At 44.7% G+C, this 17,599-nt stretch carries 18 protein-coding genes; 8 read left to right on the top strand and 10 right to left on the bottom strand.

Annotated features, from left to right (window positions below; all coding sequences use genetic code 11):
• Positions 1-80: 80 nt before the first annotated feature.
• Positions 81-605 carry a DUF1648 domain-containing protein gene (locus F8C76_RS08725; RefSeq protein WP_152131328.1) on the bottom strand — a complete coding sequence of 175 codons (525 nt, stop codon included), beginning with the start codon at positions 603-605 and terminating at the stop codon, positions 81-83.
• Positions 602-1,027, bottom strand: coding sequence for a hypothetical protein (locus F8C76_RS08720; protein ID WP_152131327.1), 426 nt, complete (start codon positions 1,025-1,027; stop codon positions 602-604). Before F8C76_RS08720 ends, F8C76_RS08725 begins: the two co-directional genes overlap by 4 nt.
• Before the next feature lie 106 nt (positions 1,028-1,133).
• On the opposite strand from F8C76_RS08720, the gene argS reads away from it, so the two are divergent.
• Positions 1,134-2,912, top strand: coding sequence for an arginine--tRNA ligase (gene argS, locus F8C76_RS08715; protein ID WP_152131326.1), 1,779 nt, complete (start codon positions 1,134-1,136; stop codon positions 2,910-2,912).
• 62 nt (positions 2,913-2,974) lie between these two features.
• On the top strand, positions 2,975-3,718 hold the full coding sequence (locus tag F8C76_RS08710; protein WP_170284003.1) for a zinc-dependent peptidase: 744 nt from the start codon (positions 2,975-2,977) through the stop codon (positions 3,716-3,718).
• Here F8C76_RS08710 and F8C76_RS08705 read toward each other — a convergent pair.
• From F8C76_RS08705 to F8C76_RS08695, 3 genes are all read right to left on the bottom strand, one after another.
• A complete protein-coding gene (locus F8C76_RS08705; protein ID WP_152131324.1) occupies positions 3,715-6,279 on the bottom strand; it encodes a TonB-dependent receptor in 2,565 nt (854 codons plus the stop codon). The two genes, F8C76_RS08710 and F8C76_RS08705, sit on opposite strands and share 4 nt — an antisense overlap.
• A complete protein-coding gene (locus tag F8C76_RS08700; protein WP_152131323.1) occupies positions 6,257-7,171 on the bottom strand; it encodes a FecR family protein in 915 nt (304 codons plus the stop codon). The genes F8C76_RS08705 and F8C76_RS08700 overlap by 23 nt, the downstream gene beginning before the upstream one ends.
• Before the next feature lie 128 nt (positions 7,172-7,299).
• Positions 7,300-7,800 (bottom strand): RNA polymerase sigma factor, encoded by a 501-nt coding sequence (locus tag F8C76_RS08695; protein WP_152131322.1) that lies wholly within the window; start codon positions 7,798-7,800, stop codon positions 7,300-7,302.
• A gap of 113 nt (positions 7,801-7,913) precedes the next feature.
• Between F8C76_RS08695 and F8C76_RS08690 the strand changes: the two genes are divergently transcribed.
• From F8C76_RS08690 to folD, 3 genes are all read left to right on the top strand, one after another.
• The gene (locus F8C76_RS08690; RefSeq protein ID WP_152131321.1) at positions 7,914-9,677 is read left to right on the top strand and encodes a hypothetical protein; all 1,764 of its coding nucleotides are present in this window, start codon (positions 7,914-7,916) and stop codon (positions 9,675-9,677) included.
• Between the two features lie 104 nt (positions 9,678-9,781).
• Entirely contained in the window at positions 9,782-11,110 is a 1,329-nt protein-coding gene (ffh, locus tag F8C76_RS08685; RefSeq protein WP_152131320.1) for a signal recognition particle protein, read from the top strand.
• A gap of 89 nt (positions 11,111-11,199) precedes the next feature.
• Positions 11,200-12,087 (top strand): bifunctional methylenetetrahydrofolate dehydrogenase/methenyltetrahydrofolate cyclohydrolase FolD, encoded by an 888-nt coding sequence (gene folD, locus F8C76_RS08680; RefSeq protein ID WP_152131319.1) that lies wholly within the window; start codon positions 11,200-11,202, stop codon positions 12,085-12,087.
• Here the strand turns inward: folD and F8C76_RS18710 are convergent.
• Positions 12,084-12,239, bottom strand: a complete 156-nt coding sequence (locus F8C76_RS18710; RefSeq protein WP_165357278.1) for a hypothetical protein — start codon at positions 12,237-12,239, stop codon at positions 12,084-12,086. The genes folD and F8C76_RS18710 overlap by 4 nt on opposite strands.
• Before the next feature lie 119 nt (positions 12,240-12,358).
• On the opposite strand from F8C76_RS18710, the gene F8C76_RS08675 reads away from it, so the two are divergent.
• Positions 12,359-12,985, top strand: a complete 627-nt coding sequence (locus tag F8C76_RS08675; RefSeq protein ID WP_152131318.1) for a DUF2306 domain-containing protein — start codon at positions 12,359-12,361, stop codon at positions 12,983-12,985.
• Between the two features lie 2 nt (positions 12,986-12,987).
• Here the strand turns inward: F8C76_RS08675 and F8C76_RS08670 are convergent, their stop codons facing one another.
• Complete coding sequence (locus F8C76_RS08670) at positions 12,988-13,410, bottom strand: VOC family protein (RefSeq protein WP_152131317.1); 423 nt, start codon at positions 13,408-13,410, stop codon at positions 12,988-12,990.
• Positions 13,411-13,442: 32 nt separating this feature from the next.
• The gene (locus F8C76_RS08665) at positions 13,443-14,282 is read right to left on the bottom strand and encodes an alpha/beta hydrolase (RefSeq protein ID WP_152131316.1); all 840 of its coding nucleotides are present in this window, start codon (positions 14,280-14,282) and stop codon (positions 13,443-13,445) included.
• A 92-nt stretch (positions 14,283-14,374) separates the two neighbouring features.
• Between F8C76_RS08665 and F8C76_RS08660 the strand changes: the two genes are divergently transcribed.
• On the top strand, positions 14,375-14,803 hold the full coding sequence (locus F8C76_RS08660; RefSeq protein WP_152131315.1) for a winged helix-turn-helix transcriptional regulator: 429 nt from the start codon (positions 14,375-14,377) through the stop codon (positions 14,801-14,803).
• Between the two features lie 12 nt (positions 14,804-14,815).
• On the opposite strand, the gene F8C76_RS08655 is transcribed toward F8C76_RS08660, so the two are convergent.
• Positions 14,816-15,361, bottom strand: coding sequence for a hypothetical protein (locus F8C76_RS08655; protein WP_152131314.1), 546 nt, complete (start codon positions 15,359-15,361; stop codon positions 14,816-14,818).
• Between the two features lie 6 nt (positions 15,362-15,367).
• Positions 15,368-16,876, bottom strand: coding sequence for a helicase HerA-like domain-containing protein (locus F8C76_RS08650; RefSeq protein WP_152131313.1), 1,509 nt, complete (start codon positions 16,874-16,876; stop codon positions 15,368-15,370).
• A gap of 83 nt (positions 16,877-16,959) precedes the next feature.
• Here F8C76_RS08650 and F8C76_RS08645 point away from each other — a divergent pair, with 83 nt between their 5' ends.
• Positions 16,960-17,592 (top strand): 7-carboxy-7-deazaguanine synthase QueE, encoded by a 633-nt coding sequence (locus F8C76_RS08645; protein ID WP_152131312.1) that lies wholly within the window; start codon positions 16,960-16,962, stop codon positions 17,590-17,592.
• Positions 17,593-17,599: the final 7 nt, after the last annotated feature.

The following is a 17,599-nucleotide window of genomic DNA, read 5'->3' as shown; positions in this document are numbered from 1 at the left end:
AATCGATGCTTTGCATCTCATGTCGAAATGACGTTTTTTTTTGGTTTGACACGAATGACACGGATTTACTCGAATTGAACCTAGACCTCTTTTCTTGCCACCACTACCATTCTATAGGCATAGTAAAGCGGTAGAAATCCATTGAATACCCATAGGGCGATCAAAAGTTTCACTTCCAAGGTGTCTACCCAGCCCTTGAGTTTTAGGAGGATGATCCCGGTGGTGATCAAAAAGCCTATCACAAAACAGAAGTTCATCACTGCAAGCATACGAAGGGCCAACGGATAGAGTTTGGGGGCGTTTTCCTCGGTGACCTTGACCGGATAGTTCATAAGCCACGGTTTCAGTTTCATGACAACAAGCCCCATGATCAGGTGTAGCACAGCACTGAGGATGGGAATCACCCAAAGGGTGGATTTATGCCCGTACCCGTCCACTTCGCCCTGAAAATTGAAATGGGTGGGGATGGTCTCCGGCAGGTCCATGTAGACCGCAAGGACCAAAACCGTATTGAAGGCCACGACCATCCATCCCGCACGGTGCAATTTTTGATCAATGTGCGAGGGCTTTATGTCGACTCTCGGATTTTTTGTAAACAAACTCATAGGTCTTCAATAGAGGTTGGTGCGTTGTTTGCTTTCTGGTCCAGTAGCTTCTTAAAGAACTTTTGAACGGCCTTGGTGTCGGACATGACCTTGATGAAATGATGGTCCATATGAATGGAATGCACCGCCATTTCGCCTTTGTACAGGGTCAGTTTGTAGTAGGGGATAATGAGCCCGTAGGTTTCCAACAGCGAACGGAACCGCACAATGATGCCCTTGGGTCGCAGTTCTATGTTGCAGGTGTTGAGGTTGTTGTCCAAAATGAGCAGGTTCTGGATTTCCATGCTGGTTTCTGTGATAAAGAGTTTTGGGGAGCCAATACCGCCCATGGAGAACCTTTCCCTTAAGGGAAAAGGCTTGCCTACCGACTCGTCAATTTTTCGGGTGATGTCCTTGTTGGAGTAAGAGACGTTCAGAAGCATGCTTAAAAATACTCAAAAATGTGTGTATGTGTTACGCTTGGGGAAAGGAATCCTGTGACAAAAGCGCAAAAAAATGTGTAGTTTTGCGGGCTGAAATGCTTTAGAGATGAGTTTGCAGAACGATTTGAGCCTGAAGGTCATTGCGGCCGTAAAAGAACTGTACCAAGTGGAACTTCCCACAGTGGAATTTCAACCTACCCGAAAGGACTTTGAGGGGGATATCACCGTGGTGGTGTTTCCCCTGTTGCGCCACATCAAAGGGAACCCTGTACAGATTGGCACCCAAATCGGGGATTATTTGCAGGAGCATGTGGACGAGGTGGCCAAGTGCAACGTGGTGCAGGGCTTTTTGAACGTCGTTATCGAAGATGGCTACTATCTCGATTTTTTCAACAACATCAAGGACGTAAAAAACTATGGCTATGCCGAAGCGGGGTCCAAAGATGCCGTGATGGTGGAATATTCATCACCCAATACCAACAAACCGTTGCATTTGGGGCATATCCGAAACAACCTATTGGGGTATTCCGTGGCCGAAATCTTAAAAGCTTCGGGAAAGAAAGTGTACAAGACCCAGATCATCAACGACCGGGGCATCCACATCTGCAAAAGCATGTTGGCCTGGCAACAATTTGGTGATGGGGAAACCCCTGAATCCTCAGGCTTGAAAGGGGACCATTTGGTAGGAAAATACTATGTGGCATTCGACAAAGCCTATAAAGAACAGATTGACGGGTTGGTCGCTGATGGAATGGCCAAGGACCAAGCCGAGAAAGAAGCCCCCATTTTGTTGGAAGCCCAAGAAATGCTCCGTAAATGGGAAGCGGGTGATGCCGAGGTGGTTTCCCTTTGGAAGAAAATGAACGCTTGGGTATATGCCGGTTTTGATACCACCTATAAAAACCTTGGTGTTGATTTTGATCAACTCTACTATGAAAGCGATACCTATCTGTTGGGTCGTGATGTGGTCAAGGATGGGCTTGAGAAAGGGGTCTTCTTTAAAAAAGAAGATGGCAGTGTGTGGATCGACCTTACCGATGAGGGATTGGATGAGAAAATCGTATTGCGTTCCGATGGTACCGCGGTCTACATGACCCAAGATATTGGTACCGCCATCCAACGGGTCACGGATTTTCCGGATATCAACGGGATGGTCTATACCGTTGGAAATGAGCAGGACTATCACTTTAAGGTGCTATTCCTCATCCTGAAGAAATTGGGATATACTTGGGCGGAACAATTGTACCATTTGAGCTATGGTATGGTGGACCTTCCCAGTGGCAAGATGAAGAGTAGGGAAGGCACCGTGGTGGATGCGGATGACCTCATCACCAACATGGAGGAGACCGCAGAGGCCATTTCGGCCGAGTTGGGCAAACTGGAAGGCTATTCGGAGGAAGAAAAACATCAATTGTACCGGACCATTGGGTTGGGTGCCTTAAAATATTACATCCTGAAAGTAGACCCCAAAAAACGGATTTTGTTCAATCCGGAGGAGTCTGTGGATTTTCAGGGCAACACGGGACCGTTCATCCAATATACGTATGCGAGGATTCAATCCATACTCCGAAAGGCCAATTTTGATGTCTCGACTGCGCTCGACATGACCTTTTCCCTTCATGAAAAGGAAAAGGAGTTGTTGAAGGGAATCCAGCAGTTTCCTGAAACGGTTCAGTTGGCTGCGGAAAACTTCAGCCCTGCCCTTATTGCCAATTACACCTACGATTTGGTGAAAGAGTTCAATTCCTTTTATCAGCAGGTATCCATTTTGGGCGAGCCCGATGAAACCAAAAAACAGTTCAGGGTACAGCTGTCCCAAAAAGTGGGGGAAATCATCCAGTCCGCCTTTAGACTATTGGGTATAGATGTTCCTGAGCGGATGTAGTTTTGGGAGTCACTGGGGTTGACATATTAGCCATAGCCTGTATTCTCTTTATACTTTCCTATTTGGTTTATATCGTCAATTATGCCATTGACCTTTATGAGCTAAATCCTTTTAATAGACCAAAGCCACTTACCCCAAAGGAAATTTTTATCATCAAGTCCAAAATCCCCTCGATCAATAGATTGGATTTGGAACGGCGTGAAATTTTATTCACAAGGGTTTCTTGGTTCAGGACAAGGAAGCACTTTACTTTTAGAGGTCCTGTTGGTCATAAACAGGAATTAAGACTTTTGGTCAGTACGGCAAGTTGTTTGTTGACGCTGGGAATGAGAAATTATAAATTTAGAAGGTCCGTGCACCGTATAGTGATCTATCCCTCGGAATATTATTCCTTGATCAATAGGAAGCATCATCTTGGGGAGTACAACGTGGGTCTTAAAACTGTTGTTTTCGCTGCGGACAATCTAGAAAAGGGTTTTGAGCTATCGGATGACAATGTTAACCTCGCAATTCATGAATTCTCACATGCACTGTACCACGAAACAAAAGGCAGGAATTCATGGGAGTCCTTGAAATTTCAAGCTGGATTTCGAAGGATGCAAAGGATGCTCTCGGATGAAAGTTTTATATCGCGGATGGAGTCCACCAGTTACTTTAGGGACTATGCCAAGGTGAACATACTGGAGTTTTTTGCGGTGGCCTGTGAAAATTTTATGGAAACCCCGGAACTTTTTAAAAGGGATTTTCCAACACTCTTTGAAACACTCAAGAAGATGTTCAACCTTGATTTGGACCATCTGGCCTAGAAACTCACCCTAAAACTCACATTGGGGGTAATGCCCAAGGAAACGCTTTCCACGGCTTCAATCTGGTTTTCATCATTGACGCGGTAATACCGGTTCAAGCTGTTTTTTCGGTTGGTCATGTTCAGGAGGGATACCCCGGCATTGGCACGTATCCTTCGGGTGAGGTCAAAACTATAGATGGCAGAGGCATCGGCCCTGAAATATTCGGGAAGACGACTGCTGTTGGGGGATTTATAATTGATTCTGGCCGGGAAAAAAGAATTGTCCAAGGCCTCGTCCCCATCCAAGGGTTCGGTATAGGGCTTTCCGGTCCGGTAATTGACCCCCAAACTCAATTTTAAGTTCTGGTAGGTGTAGGTGCCCGCAAAGGTAATGGTATGCCGGATGTCCAGATTGTTGGGGAAACTGTGGGGTACAATGGAGTCAAAAGTATAATCGTTCTTGTTGTACGTATAGCTCAACCATGTACTGTAATGGTCGCCTCTTTTATTGATGAGGAACTCAATCCCCTTTACGTCATAGCTGCCAATTTCCCCACTGAATTGATTTTGGTTCTGGAAACCTTGGGTGCGGGTGCTGATGCCATCCACATTCTTATAAAACCCTTCAAGACCCAGATAAAAATTGTTCTTTTCGTAATTGATGCCTACCGAACCTTGCATGCTCTGCGTTACCGGGAGGGTGTCATCGTTGGATAAGGTCCATCGGCGTTTTTCAACCCCCAAAAAGTTTTGTTCCAAATCGATGATCTGGTTGGTGGTCTGACTTTTAAATTCCCCCAAGACCTGGGCGCGTAAATAATTGGCCAACTTAAAGTTGAGGTTGATGCGCGGTTCCACCAATAGTTTGTTGAACGTGTACAGGTTTTCGATAAAGTTGACCCGGGCACCAAACTTTCCAATGAATGTGTTTTCGTAAGTGCGGTACCCAATTTCGGAATAGGGTGAATGGATACGGATAACGCCCTTGATGTTGGTATCAAAACTGGGTTGGGTCACAAAAGCCCGGTTGATGATCCCTGTTTCAATATATTGAAAACCATTGGTCCATTGCAGTTGGTCAGAGAACTGATACTCCGTGTTGAGCTTAACGGCCCTTTCGTCCACAATGTTTTTTTGTTCCAACTGCTGAAATTCGTTGGCATAAATGCTTTGGGCATCCAAATTGTACCTGGAATAATACAGGTTAAGGTTGGTGGAAAACCTATCGCTCCACTGGCTTTGTAATTGCCCGCCAACGGAAATATTGGTCTGTTCCAAAATACTCTGGGTGGTTTCGTCATTGGTTTCATCGGTTTCCACATATTCCAGATTGTTGTTGATGTGGATGGCGCTGAACCTTACTTTGTGATTGTCATTGAGGTCATAGAGCAGTTTTCCGGTAAAATCATAGAAAAAGAAATTCTCGTTCCGGGAAATGTTATCGTCCACGGTAACATTGTTTTCGTCGATGACCTTACTGTCCTGAAAGGCCCGGTCAAAGAATTTGCTGTAGGTGGGAGTGTTCAGAAAATCAGTAGTGGAGCGTCTCGCAGAAAATTGAAGCCCGACTTTATCGTTCAATGGAAGCTGACCAAAAATGTCCCCACTGATAAAGTTGAAACCGGCACCACCTTCAAAACCATCGGTAATGTGGTTATTGGTTTCCATTTGGATGACGCTGCTCACGCCATCACCGAAGGCGGCGGGCGTCCCATTTTTTATAACGGACACCATGTCGGTCAGATAGGGATTGAAAGCGGATATCAACCCAAAAAAATGCCCGAACTGGTACATTTTTATGCCGTTCCACAGTACGAGGTTCTGGTCGTTGGTGCCACCCCTCACATTGATATCGGATACGGTCTCATCTATACTCTTTATGCCGGGCAGCGCTTGAACGGTCTGTAACACATCCGGTTCAATCAGCCCAGGTAGGATTCCAAATTCTGCAGTGTTCAGGGTAATGCTCCCATCTTGCTCTTTGATGATACCAGTGGTTAAATATTTGTACACAATGACCTCATCCAATTGTTCGTAGTGCGGGGCCATCAGGATTTTTGCACAGGGTCCTTGGCTGATCAATTCTTCAATGGTGACGTACTTGGTGAGGTAACCCAAATATCGAATTTTCAAGGAGGCGTCCCTAGGTATGTTGTTCATGGAAAAACTCCCATCGGCATCCGTGGTTTGTGCTATTTGGGTCCCCAAGATTTCCAAGGAGGCCCCTGGAATGGTGTTTTCGGCAAAGTTGTCCAATACGGTTCCGCAAAGGGATACATGGGAACTTTTGGTCAGGGTATAATAGCGTTCATCGAGTTTTTCTGCCCGTATCTGGAATTTGGATTCGATATGGTCCAAAATATCTTCCAAACTGACTTTGTTCTCGGGAACGATAAGGGAGAAATCATCCAAATCCTCATTGAGATATGAAAATTTGATATTGAACCGATTCTCCAAGCTTTTTATGTAGGGAATAAGGCCCATAGAGGTTTGCTGTTTTTCCTGGGCGGGTAGGGTAAGGAAGAACAGTAAAAAGCCCAACAAAAGGCAGAACTGGCTATTGCGGAGTGTTCCCAGCATAGAAAAGTACATTATCACCCTCAATTTTGTAATGGATTTGGGAGGGGGTACTTATACTTTTTAACGCCATATTGAGGTCTGTGTTGTTGAAAGTGCCTGTAAAAAGCAATTCAGTATTCACATTTTCAGTTGTTACCTGGACATTGAACTGTCTTTCCAACTCGGCGAACACATATTCCAACGGAATGCCCTCAAAGCTACTTTCATTGTTCATCCAAGAGGGTTGGGTTTCCTTGGGCTGGGAGGTATCTACTAATTTCCCGTTGATGACCAAAAACGAAGCACCAGCGGGCAGTTTGGTTTCTTGGTCATTGTACACAACACTTACCAAGCCTTCGTAACAGGTGACTTCAAAAACACCTTTGCGGTTTTCCACATTGAACTGGGTGCCCAATACCGCTATGGTTCCATGGTCTGTTGCCACGGTGAATTTTTTTCCTTTGGCTACTTTAAAGAAGGCTTCCCCGTCCAAGGATACGTTTCGTTCCTTGTCCCAATTCTTTTTGCTATAAGAAATCTGGGAATCGGCATTGAGGAAAATCTCAGAGTTGTCTGGAAGGGTCACCTCGGTACGTTCCGCAAATTGCGTGCTGATGGATTCATCCAAAGTGTTGAGGTAGAAATAGGAACCGGCAAGCATAATAGCGATGACAGCAGCTACCTTCAGGAATTTTTTGAACGGGTTGAGGGTAATGACCTTTGGGGTTTGGCCCATGCGCTCCTCGTTGATGCGCTCAAAAGCTTGGTCCATATCAAAATCAGGAGCTTTCAATGTGCTTGAAACCTCCTTGAGCTTTTGATAGGAAGCATACTCGTCGGACTTTTTAAATTCCGCGAGCTCTTCCTCGGAAAGCTCTCCGCTAAGCCATTTTGCCAAGTAATTTTCTTGCATGGTTTCTATGCTTTACCTTATTATAACAACACTCTTTTAAAAAACCCTACTTTTTCAATTTACAATGTTCAATTAGCAATGTTCAATAATAGTTAATGATAATTGCTAATTGTGAATTGTCCATTGTATCATATCCCATCTATTTGTTCCCGCAAACTTTTTAAGGCCAAGTGCATCCGTTTTTCAATAGCCTTTATGCTTACCCCTTCCATCTCGGCAATTTCCGCATACTTTTTTCCATCGATCCTATTCAATAAAAAAGTGGTGCGTTGGTTTTCGGGAAGGGAAGCCAATGCACTTTCCAATTTTTCTTGGTATTGCTTTTCCTCCATCAAGAACTCTGGGGAGAGGTTGGAAGAATGGTCGTCCACAGCATTGGCATACTTCAACCGCACTTTTTCGGCCTTGATCACATTCAAATACAGATTGTTGGCTACCGTATAGACATAGGATTTTGCTTTTTCCGGGCTTACCTTGGCACAATTCTCCCAAAGCTTTACAAAAGCTTCCTGTACGGCATCATTCGCTTTTTCGGCATTGCCAAACTTATAATAGATGTAATTGAATACCGTTTTGGAATGGGCCTTGAATAAGGAACTGAAGATGTGGTCTTCGCAAACATTGCTCATGGGAAGAAGTTTGTTTCCATCTCAAAGATATTTTAAAAAATTTAAGAAAGGGTAGGGTTTTTTTTTAGGGAGTTGTTTTAAGAATGAATTCTAACCCCAAAATTCAAATTGTTATGAAAAAGTTGATAAGCAACTTCTTTTACGCCGGCCTTTTTCTTTTGGCACTAAATTTTACCGCTTGCCAAGATGAGTTCGAAGAAGTTGGAGGTCCCCAAGAACAAGAAACCATCATTGCCAATTCCAACACGGCCCAATTGATCCAAAAAACATCCGCCCAAGATGGCTCGTATGACAATATTGTGGATCGGGCCAGCTGTTTTGCCCTTAAGTTTCCCTATACCGTTGAGGTGAACGGTATCCAGGTCACCATCGATTCAAAGGAGGATCTCCACACCATCGAAGAAATCTTTGATGAGTTGGATGATGATGATGATATTTTGGATATCATTTTCCCAATCACTATTACCCTTTCCGATTACAGTGAAATTATAATCCAAAGCAAGGATCAACTGGAAGAAATGGCCAGGGAATGCCTTGAAGGAGGTGACGATGATGATATTGAATGTATCGATTTTGTCTACCCCATCACGCTCTTCACTTTTGATGTGAACAACCAATTGTCCGGGGAGGTCAAGATTGAAAGCGATGAACAAATGAGAAAGTTCTTCTCAGAACTTGAGGATAATGCCTTGGTGAGTATCGACTTTCCTATTACCCTGAAAAAATATGACGGTACTGAAATTGTTGTCGAGAACAATACGGCACTGGCCGCTGCCCTGAGCAATGCCAAGGACGATTGTGACGAGGACGATGATGATGATTACAACGATGATGATTTTACCAAAGAGCGCTTGGATGCCTATTTGGTGGAATGCCCATGGGAAGTGCGAGAAGTACTTCGTGACGATGTGGACCAAACCGGTCAATATTTTGAATACTTGATGACTTTTGCTGAAGATGGTTCCGTAGTTGTAAAAGTAGCCACGGGAAATACCATTAATGGTACTTGGAGTACAACCCAGTCCGATCATGGACCCTTGCTGACCTTGGAATTTGATACCCTTGTTGATTTTAACTTGGAATGGGTGGTCTATGAAATAGGAGAAGGGAAGATCAAACTCTTCGCTGAAGGAGGAAATAGAATTGTCCTAAAACAACGATGCGACCTCAATTTAGGCGAACAACCTGATCCTGAAACTTTAAGGGCTATTCTGGGTGAATGCTCGTGGATCATCAAAAAGGTGAAAAACCAAGGTGAGGAAATCGAAAGATTGTTGGGTTATGAATTCAAGTTCATGGCAGAAGGTGTGGTCACCCTCAGCAATGGGGTATCCACTTCAGAAGGTACTTGGGAGATTGGTCTTAACAGCCAGTTGGTCTTGTCGCTTATGATTACTATGGGTGATGAGCCAGGGGTCAGCTTTGAATGGCCTTTAAGAGACCTTGCCAATGATAGGCTCAAATTTGATGTTGAGGATATTGGATATGAATTGATTCTGCAACGGGTCTGTAATGACAATGCCGATGATGAGGACGTGGCCGAAATCAGAAACATCATGATGGGTGGACCATGGGTGGTGGCCCAATACAAGGAAAATAGTGTGGACATTACCAGTGAATACAGTTCCATGGACTTTAATTTTGACACGCTGAACCAAGTAGAGGTATCCATGGATGCCAGTGTGATAAATACCGGCTTGTGGAGGGTGTTGAGAAACCATGATGGAGTGCTGAAATTCTATTTGAATTTAGGTGCAGAAGGCTCTTTGGGAGAACTTACCGAGGACTGGTACATCAACATGGTGGAAGCCAACAGAATTGAATTGGTACACGAACAAGAGAGTTCTACGGAGATATTGGTCTTCGAAAAACCATAAAATTACCCCAATCTGTTAGTTTGAAAAGGACGGCTCTCCCCAAAGCCGTCCTTTTCTTTTTTATTATTCTTAAATTTGTCCCTCTTTTAAACTGAAGTAAGAACATGTTCGACAATTTAAGCGATAAACTGGATAAGGCGCTCCACGTCCTCAAAGGACATGGGCAGATTACCGAGATCAATGTGGCGGAGACCCTTAAGGAAATTCGTAGGGCCCTTTTGGATGCCGATGTCAACTTTAAGATAGCCAAGGAATTTACCAATACCGTAAAGGAAAAGGCATTGGGTCAGAATGTATTGACCACCCTGCAGCCCGGCCAACTTATGGTCAAGATTGTCAAGGACGAGCTTACGCAGCTTATGGGGGGCGATGCCGAGGATATCAACCTGTCAGGAAACCCATCCGTGATTTTGATGTCCGGTCTACAAGGCTCCGGTAAGACCACCTTCTCTGGAAAATTGGCCAATTACCTTAAAAACAAGAAAAGCAAAAAGCCGTTATTGGTGGCTTGTGATGTGTACCGTCCCGCCGCGATTGACCAGTTGCATGTAGTTGGGGAGCAAATAGGGGTCGAGGTATATTCCGATCGGGAGAACAATGATCCCGTGGCCATAGCCAAGGCCGGTATAAAACACGCCAAAAGTTTGGGTTGCAATGTGGTGATCGTGGATACCGCTGGCCGTTTGGCCGTGGATGAACAGATGATGACCGAGATTGCCAACATCCATAAAGCCATTGAGCCCCAGGAGACCCTTTTTGTAGTGGATTCCATGACAGGTCAGGACGCGGTGAATACGGCCAAGGCCTTCAACGATGTGCTCAACTTTGATGGGGTCATCTTAACAAAACTGGATGGTGATACCCGAGGGGGTGCTGCCATTTCCATCAAGTCCGTGGTGGACAAGCCCATCAAGTTCATCGGTACCGGTGAAAAAATGGAGGCCATTGATGTTTTTCACCCTTCAAGGATGGCCGACCGTATTTTGGGAATGGGAGATGTGGTTTCCTTGGTGGAACGTGCCCAGGAGCAGTTCGATGAGGAGCAGGCCCGTAAAATCCAAAAGAAAATTGCCAAGAACAAGTTTGGTTTTGATGATTTTCTAAGTCAGATTCAGCAGATCAAGCGCATGGGGAACATGAAAGATCTTATGGGAATGATTCCCGGTGCGGGAAAGGCCCTAAAAGGTTTGGATATTGATGACGATGCCTTTAAACATATCGAGGCCATCATCCATTCCATGACGCCTGATGAACGCTCTACACCTTCAAAACTCAATGCCAGCAGGAAAAAACGTATTGCTGCGGGAAGCGGTACTTCCATCCAAGAAGTCAATCAATTGCTGAAACAGTTTGACCAAATGAGCAAAATGATGAAGATGATGCAAGGCGGAGGCGGCAAGAAGATGATGCAGATGATGCAGAACATGCGATAATTTTATCAGACACTAGACTTCGGAAATCAGATATCTGAAATCAGACAATAGAACCACTATTTAATTACCAAAAAAACCAAAACCAGACCATGGAAATCCTTGACGGAAAGAAAATATCAAACCAAATCAAAGAAGAGATCGCCGTTGAGGTGGCCCAGATGAAAGAAAGAGGGGAAAAAGTACCCCATTTGGCCGCTGTTTTGGTGGGGAATGATGGCGCTAGCCTAACCTATGTGGGCAGTAAAGTGCGTTCTTGTAAAAAAATAGGCTTTGAGTCCACCTTGATCCACCTTCCCGAAGACACCACGGAAGATGCCCTATTGAAGCAGGTAGCGGAACTTAATGCCAATCCGGATATTGACGGATATATTGTTCAGTTGCCCCTGCCCAAACATATTGATGAGGAAAAGGTATTGTTGGCCGTTGACCCCAATAAGGATGTGGACGGTTTCCATCCCACCAATTTTGGTAAAATGGCGCTTGATATGGAATCGTTCATTCCGGCTACTCCCTTTGGTATTATGGAGCTACTGCGCCGATACGATGTGGACACCTCTGGAAAACACGCCGTAGTGATCGGTAGGAGCCATATTGTGGGAAGGCCCATCAGTATTTTGATGAGTCAGAAAGGAAAGGCAGCCGATGCCACGGTAACCTTGACCCATAGTAGGACCAAGGACCTTAAATCGATTACCTTACAAGCCGATATTGTGGTCTCGGCATTGGGAGTCCCCAATTTCCTTAAGGCAGATATGGTCAAGGACGGCGTAGTGGTCATCGATGTGGGCATTACCCGTGTTCCTGATGAAACCAAGGAAAAAGGGTATTACATCACCGGTGATGTCGATTTTGAAAATGTAAGTAAAAAAGCATCCTACATCACCCCGGTTCCTGGAGGAGTGGGCCCCATGACCATTGCCATGTTGTTGAAGAACACCCTTTTGGCCAGGGAAAGGCACAAGACCAAAGAGGCCTAATTCACATTTTCGGCCTCCATACTTTTCAGTAGAGTCTGTTGCTCCTCATCAGGAGTGATATGATCAAATTCGGTTTCGCCCTCTTCATTGGTGCAACTGGTTACCGCCATAGACGAAAAAAGTACGGTGATCAAGAGTAATATTATTTTCATGATGATAGGATTTGGGAGGCACAATGGCCGGTTCATCACTGTATATAACGATTTAGGTTTTTGATTCTTGTTTTTTCAACCAAATATTCGATAACTTACCTACCTGAAAATCAAAAGGTATGGCCGGTACGGTTAGAAACAGGGTAGCTTGGATGGTATTCGCTTTATTGGCCATTGGTATTGGACTATACCCCTTGTCCTATGTTTTTGCTTCTGGGGATTTTGGTCTTCTGGCCGGGAAAACCAAGGAGCTTTTGGCCAATCAAATTTGGCGTATAGCTTTCTACGGGCATATTTCCTTTGGAGGCTTGGCCTTGTTGATGGGATGGTCGCAGTTTAGCAAAAGCTTGCGTTCCAAACACCTTAGCCTACATCGAACCTTGGGAAAGGTGTATGTGGGTTCAGCCATGATCAGTGGAGTCTGCGGAGTATATTTGGGCTTTTATGCAACGGGAGGAATTATCCCTTCACTTGGGTTTATTGGTCTGGGTCTGATTTGGTTGTACACCACAGGACGGGCATACACGGCCATCAGAAAAAAAGACCTGTCCTTGCATCAGGGAATGATGATTTACAGCTATGCGGCCTGTTTTGCAGCGGTAACACTTCGTATTTGGTTGCCGTTACTGACATTGACCTTTGGTGAGTTCTTGATTGCCTACAAGATTGTGGCCTGGCTTTGCTGGGTGCCCAACATGGTATTTGCCCACTTGTGGGTGAGACGTAAAGGATTACTATTGGATTGATTTTATTTGGCGAACAATTGTCCCATATCCTTAAAAGCCTTGAACTCTAGGGCATTTCCTGCAGGATCCAAAAAGAACATAGTGGCCTGTTCCCCAACTTCTCCCTTAAATCGGATATAGGGTTCAATGATGAATTCAATCCCCTTGTCCTTCAATTTTTCTGAGAAGGATTCAAACGTTTTCCAAGGCAAGACCACTCCATAATGGGGTACGGGAACATTTTTGCCGTCAACCGGATTGGTATGGAGCTCTTCTTCCGACTTGGGTTTGTAATGGATGACCAACTGATGACCAAAAAGATTGAAATCTACCCAATGGTCACTGCTTCGGCCTTCTTCACACTCTAGAACATCCCTATAAAAGGTCCTGCAATCATCCAGATTGTGGACGGGAATGGCAACATGGAAGGGGGTAATTTGCTGCATGGTGATTTTTTCTGAAAATTAGGATTTCTTCCCTAGGCTTCCAAAAATTCTATGATTTGATTGTTCACATCATCTTGGTGCATGGAATGGCCCAGTCCTTCGGTACTTACCAAAGTACTCCCGGTCCATTGCTCATGTACTGCTGCCGAGGCATGGTAGGGGGCAACGGCATCCAGCACATCATGGAACAGCAACCCTTGTTTTTGGTTGGATTGGGCAAATTTGGATGTGGAGAATTCCTCTATCCGAAACCCAAACCGGTCTAGGATATAGCGGTCCAAGGATTTCATGACACGGTCGTTGAACTTCAATATGTTTTGAAAGTGGTCCATGATTTCATGGAACTCGGAAGGGGATCCAATGGTGATGATTTTTTCAACCTTAGGATTGGGGTTTTTATATTCATTGTACATCAAGGTCATACCTCCCACGGAATGTCCAATGAGGTGTTTGGGGTCGTGTTTTTTGACCATATGATGTACGGCTTGTTCATAGAGGGGTACATAGAGGAGGTTGCCGGTAGAGTGGCCGTGGGATGGCGCATCAAAGGCAATAATGTTGAAGTTGGCCTCCTGGAGTTTTTTGATAAGGTTCCGCCAGCGAAACGTGTTGCTCTCCCATCCATGCACCAATAACACCGTTTCCTTTTCACCGGGCCAGTGATAGGATTGTATTTCATGTCCTGCCACTTCTTCAACAGTATGCTTGGCTTCTTCCAGATATTGGGCCTGTTGGGGCTGTACACGTCCTTTTCGAACCGTGCAGAACAAACAAAACGCTCTGTGAGCCGCTTTTTTAGGGGCAACAAGGGTATAGACATTGAAATATTGTCCGTAAGCCAAGGGAACTATTTTGTTCAGCAATTTTTTCATTATGGTTACTTTTTGTAACTTACTCTTTAATGGAAACTAAAATTACTGATTCATTTCCAAAGAAAAAAGAAGTCACTCAACCCCAACTAAGTATGGAAACAGAAACTATTGCTGAAAATCAGAAAGTTAGGATGTCAAAAAAGTTGGAAAAAATGTTCGGGCACATTGATTATAAAAACCCACCTGAGCTATGTCCGGTCCGGGATGTGATGTCTGTGGCATCGGACCAATGGAGTACGTTGATCATTCTGTGGTTGGGCTATTTTCCGGAACTGCGTTTCAATAAACTCAAAAAGTATGTGTACGGTATTTCCAACAAAGTCTTGAGCCAACGCCTGAAAGTGCTGGAGGCCGATGGCTATATTTCCCGAAAAGCCTATGCCGAAGTACCCATTAGGGTAGAGTATAGCCTCACGGAATTTGGGCAATCCTATGTGGGGAAATTACTGGAGCTTACCGAATGGATGCAGGCCAACAGTCCAAAAGTACTGGCCAATCGGGAACGCTACGGTTTGATTTAATCCGTAGTTTGGTTATTCCCAACCTAACATTAAATATTTGATCTTGGCCTCGTTGGGGATTTGCACGGCCTCAATATTTGATGTGGTAAAGCGCAGGTCGGCGGGCAACTCTTCTTTATCCAAGGTGAAATACAGATTACTTTGCTTTGGAAAGATCACGATACTGTTCAAAGTGGTCACAATCTTTTTAATGGGATATTTTTTCTGAATTTCCCCAAACGTACTCTGCAAACCAATGCCTTTGTCCGATAGATATCTGGGGTCCATGATCCTCACATTGGTAATGGTGGGAATGCTATCGGTACTTGGAGTTAGGGTCAGCAAATGCTGTCCCCCTTTTTCAAAGACTTCTATCTTTTTGTTGCTGGAACCCAGCTGGGCCAAAGCAGTGTCCCGCACAATGGAATCCCCTGTAAATAGGGTTTCCAATTCAGAAACAGCTGAGCTTTTCTCCAGCGGGCCTACACTGTTTTCGGTAATAAGGAATGTGGTATTTTTTTCGCAGGATGCTATCAATAAGGTGGCCATAACGGTTAAGGCCTGTACTATTCTTTTCATAAGTTGTTATCGAATTACTTTTTTCAATACCCCCATAACTCCCCTAATAAAGGTGGCACTGGTCAATACTTTGACCACAGGATTCATCCGTGTGCTCCTTCGGGTAGTGGATCTACTGGAAGTGGTTTTATGTTCTTTTTCCTTTTCGGCCTCTTTTTCGGCTTTTTCAATTTTTTCATTGAGGATTTCATAGGCACTTTCCCTATCGATTTCCTCATTGTATTTTTTGATCAATTTGGATTGGTCCAGAACGTCCTTGAGCTCGGCATCGGTTAAAATATCCATACGGCTCATGGGTGCCCGCATCATGGTGGCGGCCAAAGGGGTGGGCCGTCCCTTTTCGTCCAATGCTGAGACCAGGGCTTCCCCCGTTCCCAATGAAGTAAGGACTTCCGCAGTGTCGTAAAACTCGGAAATGGGGTAGTTCTGTGCGGTGAGCTTTATGGCTTTCCGATCCTTGGCGGTAAAGGCGCGGAGCGCATGCTGTACCTTAAGGCCCAATTGTGCCAGCACTTCATCGGGCACATCGGTGGGGTTTTGGGTCACAAAATAGAGTCCAATACCCTTGGAACGAATCAACTTTACAATACTTTCTATCTGGTCCAAAAGGGCTTTGGAAGCATTGTCGAAAATTAAGTGGGCCTCATCGATAAAGAGGACCAACTCGGGTCGTTCACTATCGCCTTGTTCGGGAAAAGTGGAATAGATTTCGGCCAATAGGCTCAACATGAATGTTGAGAACAATTTAGGTCGGTCTTGGATATCGGTCAATCGAATAATGTTCACATACCCCCTTCCATTCTCATCGATACGCACCAAATCTTCCACATCAAAGGATTTTTCCCCAAAGAAAATATCGGCCCCCTGTTGTTCCAATTCAATGATTTTACGCAGAATGGTACCCGTAGAGCTGGTGGAGATACGACCATAATCTTTTTGGAATTCCTCTTTGCCCTCTCCAGTGGCATATTGGAGGACCTTTTTAAAATCCTTCAGGTCCAACAGTGGTAGCTTGTTGTCATCACAATATTTGAAGACTACGGCCACAATACCTTCCTGGGTTACCGAAAGGTCCAAAATTCGCGAGAGTAACACAGGTCCAAACTCGGAAACGGTGGCCCGTAGACGTACGCCATCCTGTTCGGATAGGGATAAAATCTCAACAGGAAACCCCTTGGCTTCGAAAGGGAGTCCTATTTTTTCATGTCGTTCATCAATTTTGTGATGTCCGGGACTGGGTTGGGCAATTCCACTAAGATCCCCTTTAAGGTCCATCAGTAGGACAGGGATACCTTTGTCGGATAGATTTTCGGCAAGTACCTGCAACGTTTTGGTCTTTCCCGTACCGGTGGCACCTGCAATGAGACCATGGCGGTTAAGGGTTTTCAAGGGAATCTTTATAAATGCGTTGGTAATGGTCTCCCCATCCAACATACCCGCTCCAACTGTAATATAGTCACCCTTGGTGGTATACCCCTGCTCTATTTGCTCAAAGAATTTTTCTTTGTTGTCCATTGCGATGAATTTGGGATAAAAATAGGGGAATTTATGGGAAAGAGAAAAGATGCGGTGAACAAGACTATGCCTATCTTTGCACTATGGTTGAAGACAATGTTATGGATTTGGTGGACAAGGGCTTGATGCTTCCCTTGATGGAGGAATTTTATACCATTCAAGGAGAGGGATACCATAAAGGTACGGCTGCTTATTTTATACGGGTAGGGGGGTGCGATGTTGGATGCCATTGGTGTGATGTGAAGGAAAGCTGGAATGCCGAGACCCATCCTCCAACGGCTGTGGACCAGATTGTGGACCATGCGGCAAAATATTCCAATACCATAGTGGTCACGGGAGGGGAACCCTTGACTTGGGATATGGGTCCCTTGACCGAGGGATTGAAAGCAAGGAACCTGCAAACCCATATTGAAACTTCGGGAGCCTATCCCCTCACCGGGATTTGGGACTGGATTTGTCTTTCTCCAAAAAAAAACAAATTACCCGAAGACAAAATCTATGAAAAGGCAGATGAGCTAAAGGTCATTGTCTACAATAAGCATGATTTTATTTTTGCCGAAGAACAGGCCGCTAAGGTCAAAGAAGATTGTATCCTTTATTTACAGCCGGAATGGAGTGTTCGCGAAAAAATAGTCCCCATGATTGTGGACTATGTGATGCAACACCCCAAATGGAAAGTTTCGTTGCAGACCCATAAATATTTGAATATCCCTTAATTTATAG

The sequence above is a fragment of the Flagellimonas olearia genome (genome assembly GCF_009184425.1).
Taxonomy (GTDB): domain Bacteria; phylum Bacteroidota; class Bacteroidia; order Flavobacteriales; family Flavobacteriaceae; genus Flagellimonas; species Flagellimonas olearia.
The sequence above is the reverse complement of the archived record's forward strand: the minus strand, read 5'-3'. Positions and strand labels throughout refer to the sequence as shown.

Bases quoted from the DNA above. Each gene is read 5' to 3' on its own strand.
- F8C76_RS08725 (WP_152131328.1), bottom strand. From the start codon at position 605: ATGAGTTTGTTTACAAAAAATCCGAGAGTCGACATAAAGCCCTCGCAC.
- F8C76_RS08720 (WP_152131327.1), bottom strand. From the start codon at position 1,027: ATGCTTCTGAACGTCTCTTACTCCAACAAGGACATCACCCGAAAAATT.
- argS (WP_152131326.1), top strand. From the start codon at position 1,134: ATGAGTTTGCAGAACGATTTGAGCCTGAAGGTCATTGCGGCCGTAAAA.
- F8C76_RS08705 (WP_152131324.1), bottom strand. From the start codon at position 6,279: ATGCTGGGAACACTCCGCAATAGCCAGTTCTGCCTTTTGTTGGGCTTT.
- F8C76_RS08700 (WP_152131323.1), bottom strand. From the start codon at position 7,171: ATGCAAGAAAATTACTTGGCAAAATGGCTTAGCGGAGAGCTTTCCGAG.
- F8C76_RS08695 (WP_152131322.1), bottom strand. From the start codon at position 7,800: ATGAGCAATGTTTGCGAAGACCACATCTTCAGTTCCTTATTCAAGGCC.
- F8C76_RS08690 (WP_152131321.1), top strand. From the start codon at position 7,914: ATGAAAAAGTTGATAAGCAACTTCTTTTACGCCGGCCTTTTTCTTTTG.
- ffh (WP_152131320.1), top strand. From the start codon at position 9,782: ATGTTCGACAATTTAAGCGATAAACTGGATAAGGCGCTCCACGTCCTC.
- folD (WP_152131319.1), top strand. From the start codon at position 11,200: ATGGAAATCCTTGACGGAAAGAAAATATCAAACCAAATCAAAGAAGAG.
- F8C76_RS18710 (WP_165357278.1), bottom strand. From the start codon at position 12,239: ATGAAAATAATATTACTCTTGATCACCGTACTTTTTTCGTCTATGGCG.
- F8C76_RS08675 (WP_152131318.1), top strand. From the start codon at position 12,359: ATGGCCGGTACGGTTAGAAACAGGGTAGCTTGGATGGTATTCGCTTTA.
- F8C76_RS08670 (WP_152131317.1), bottom strand. From the start codon at position 13,410: ATGCAGCAAATTACCCCCTTCCATGTTGCCATTCCCGTCCACAATCTG.
- F8C76_RS08665 (WP_152131316.1), bottom strand. From the start codon at position 14,282: ATGAAAAAATTGCTGAACAAAATAGTTCCCTTGGCTTACGGACAATAT.
- F8C76_RS08660 (WP_152131315.1), top strand. From the start codon at position 14,375: ATGGAAACAGAAACTATTGCTGAAAATCAGAAAGTTAGGATGTCAAAA.
- F8C76_RS08655 (WP_152131314.1), bottom strand. From the start codon at position 15,361: ATGAAAAGAATAGTACAGGCCTTAACCGTTATGGCCACCTTATTGATA.
- F8C76_RS08650 (WP_152131313.1), bottom strand. From the start codon at position 16,876: ATGGACAACAAAGAAAAATTCTTTGAGCAAATAGAGCAGGGGTATACC.
- F8C76_RS08645 (WP_152131312.1), top strand. From the start codon at position 16,960: ATGGTTGAAGACAATGTTATGGATTTGGTGGACAAGGGCTTGATGCTT.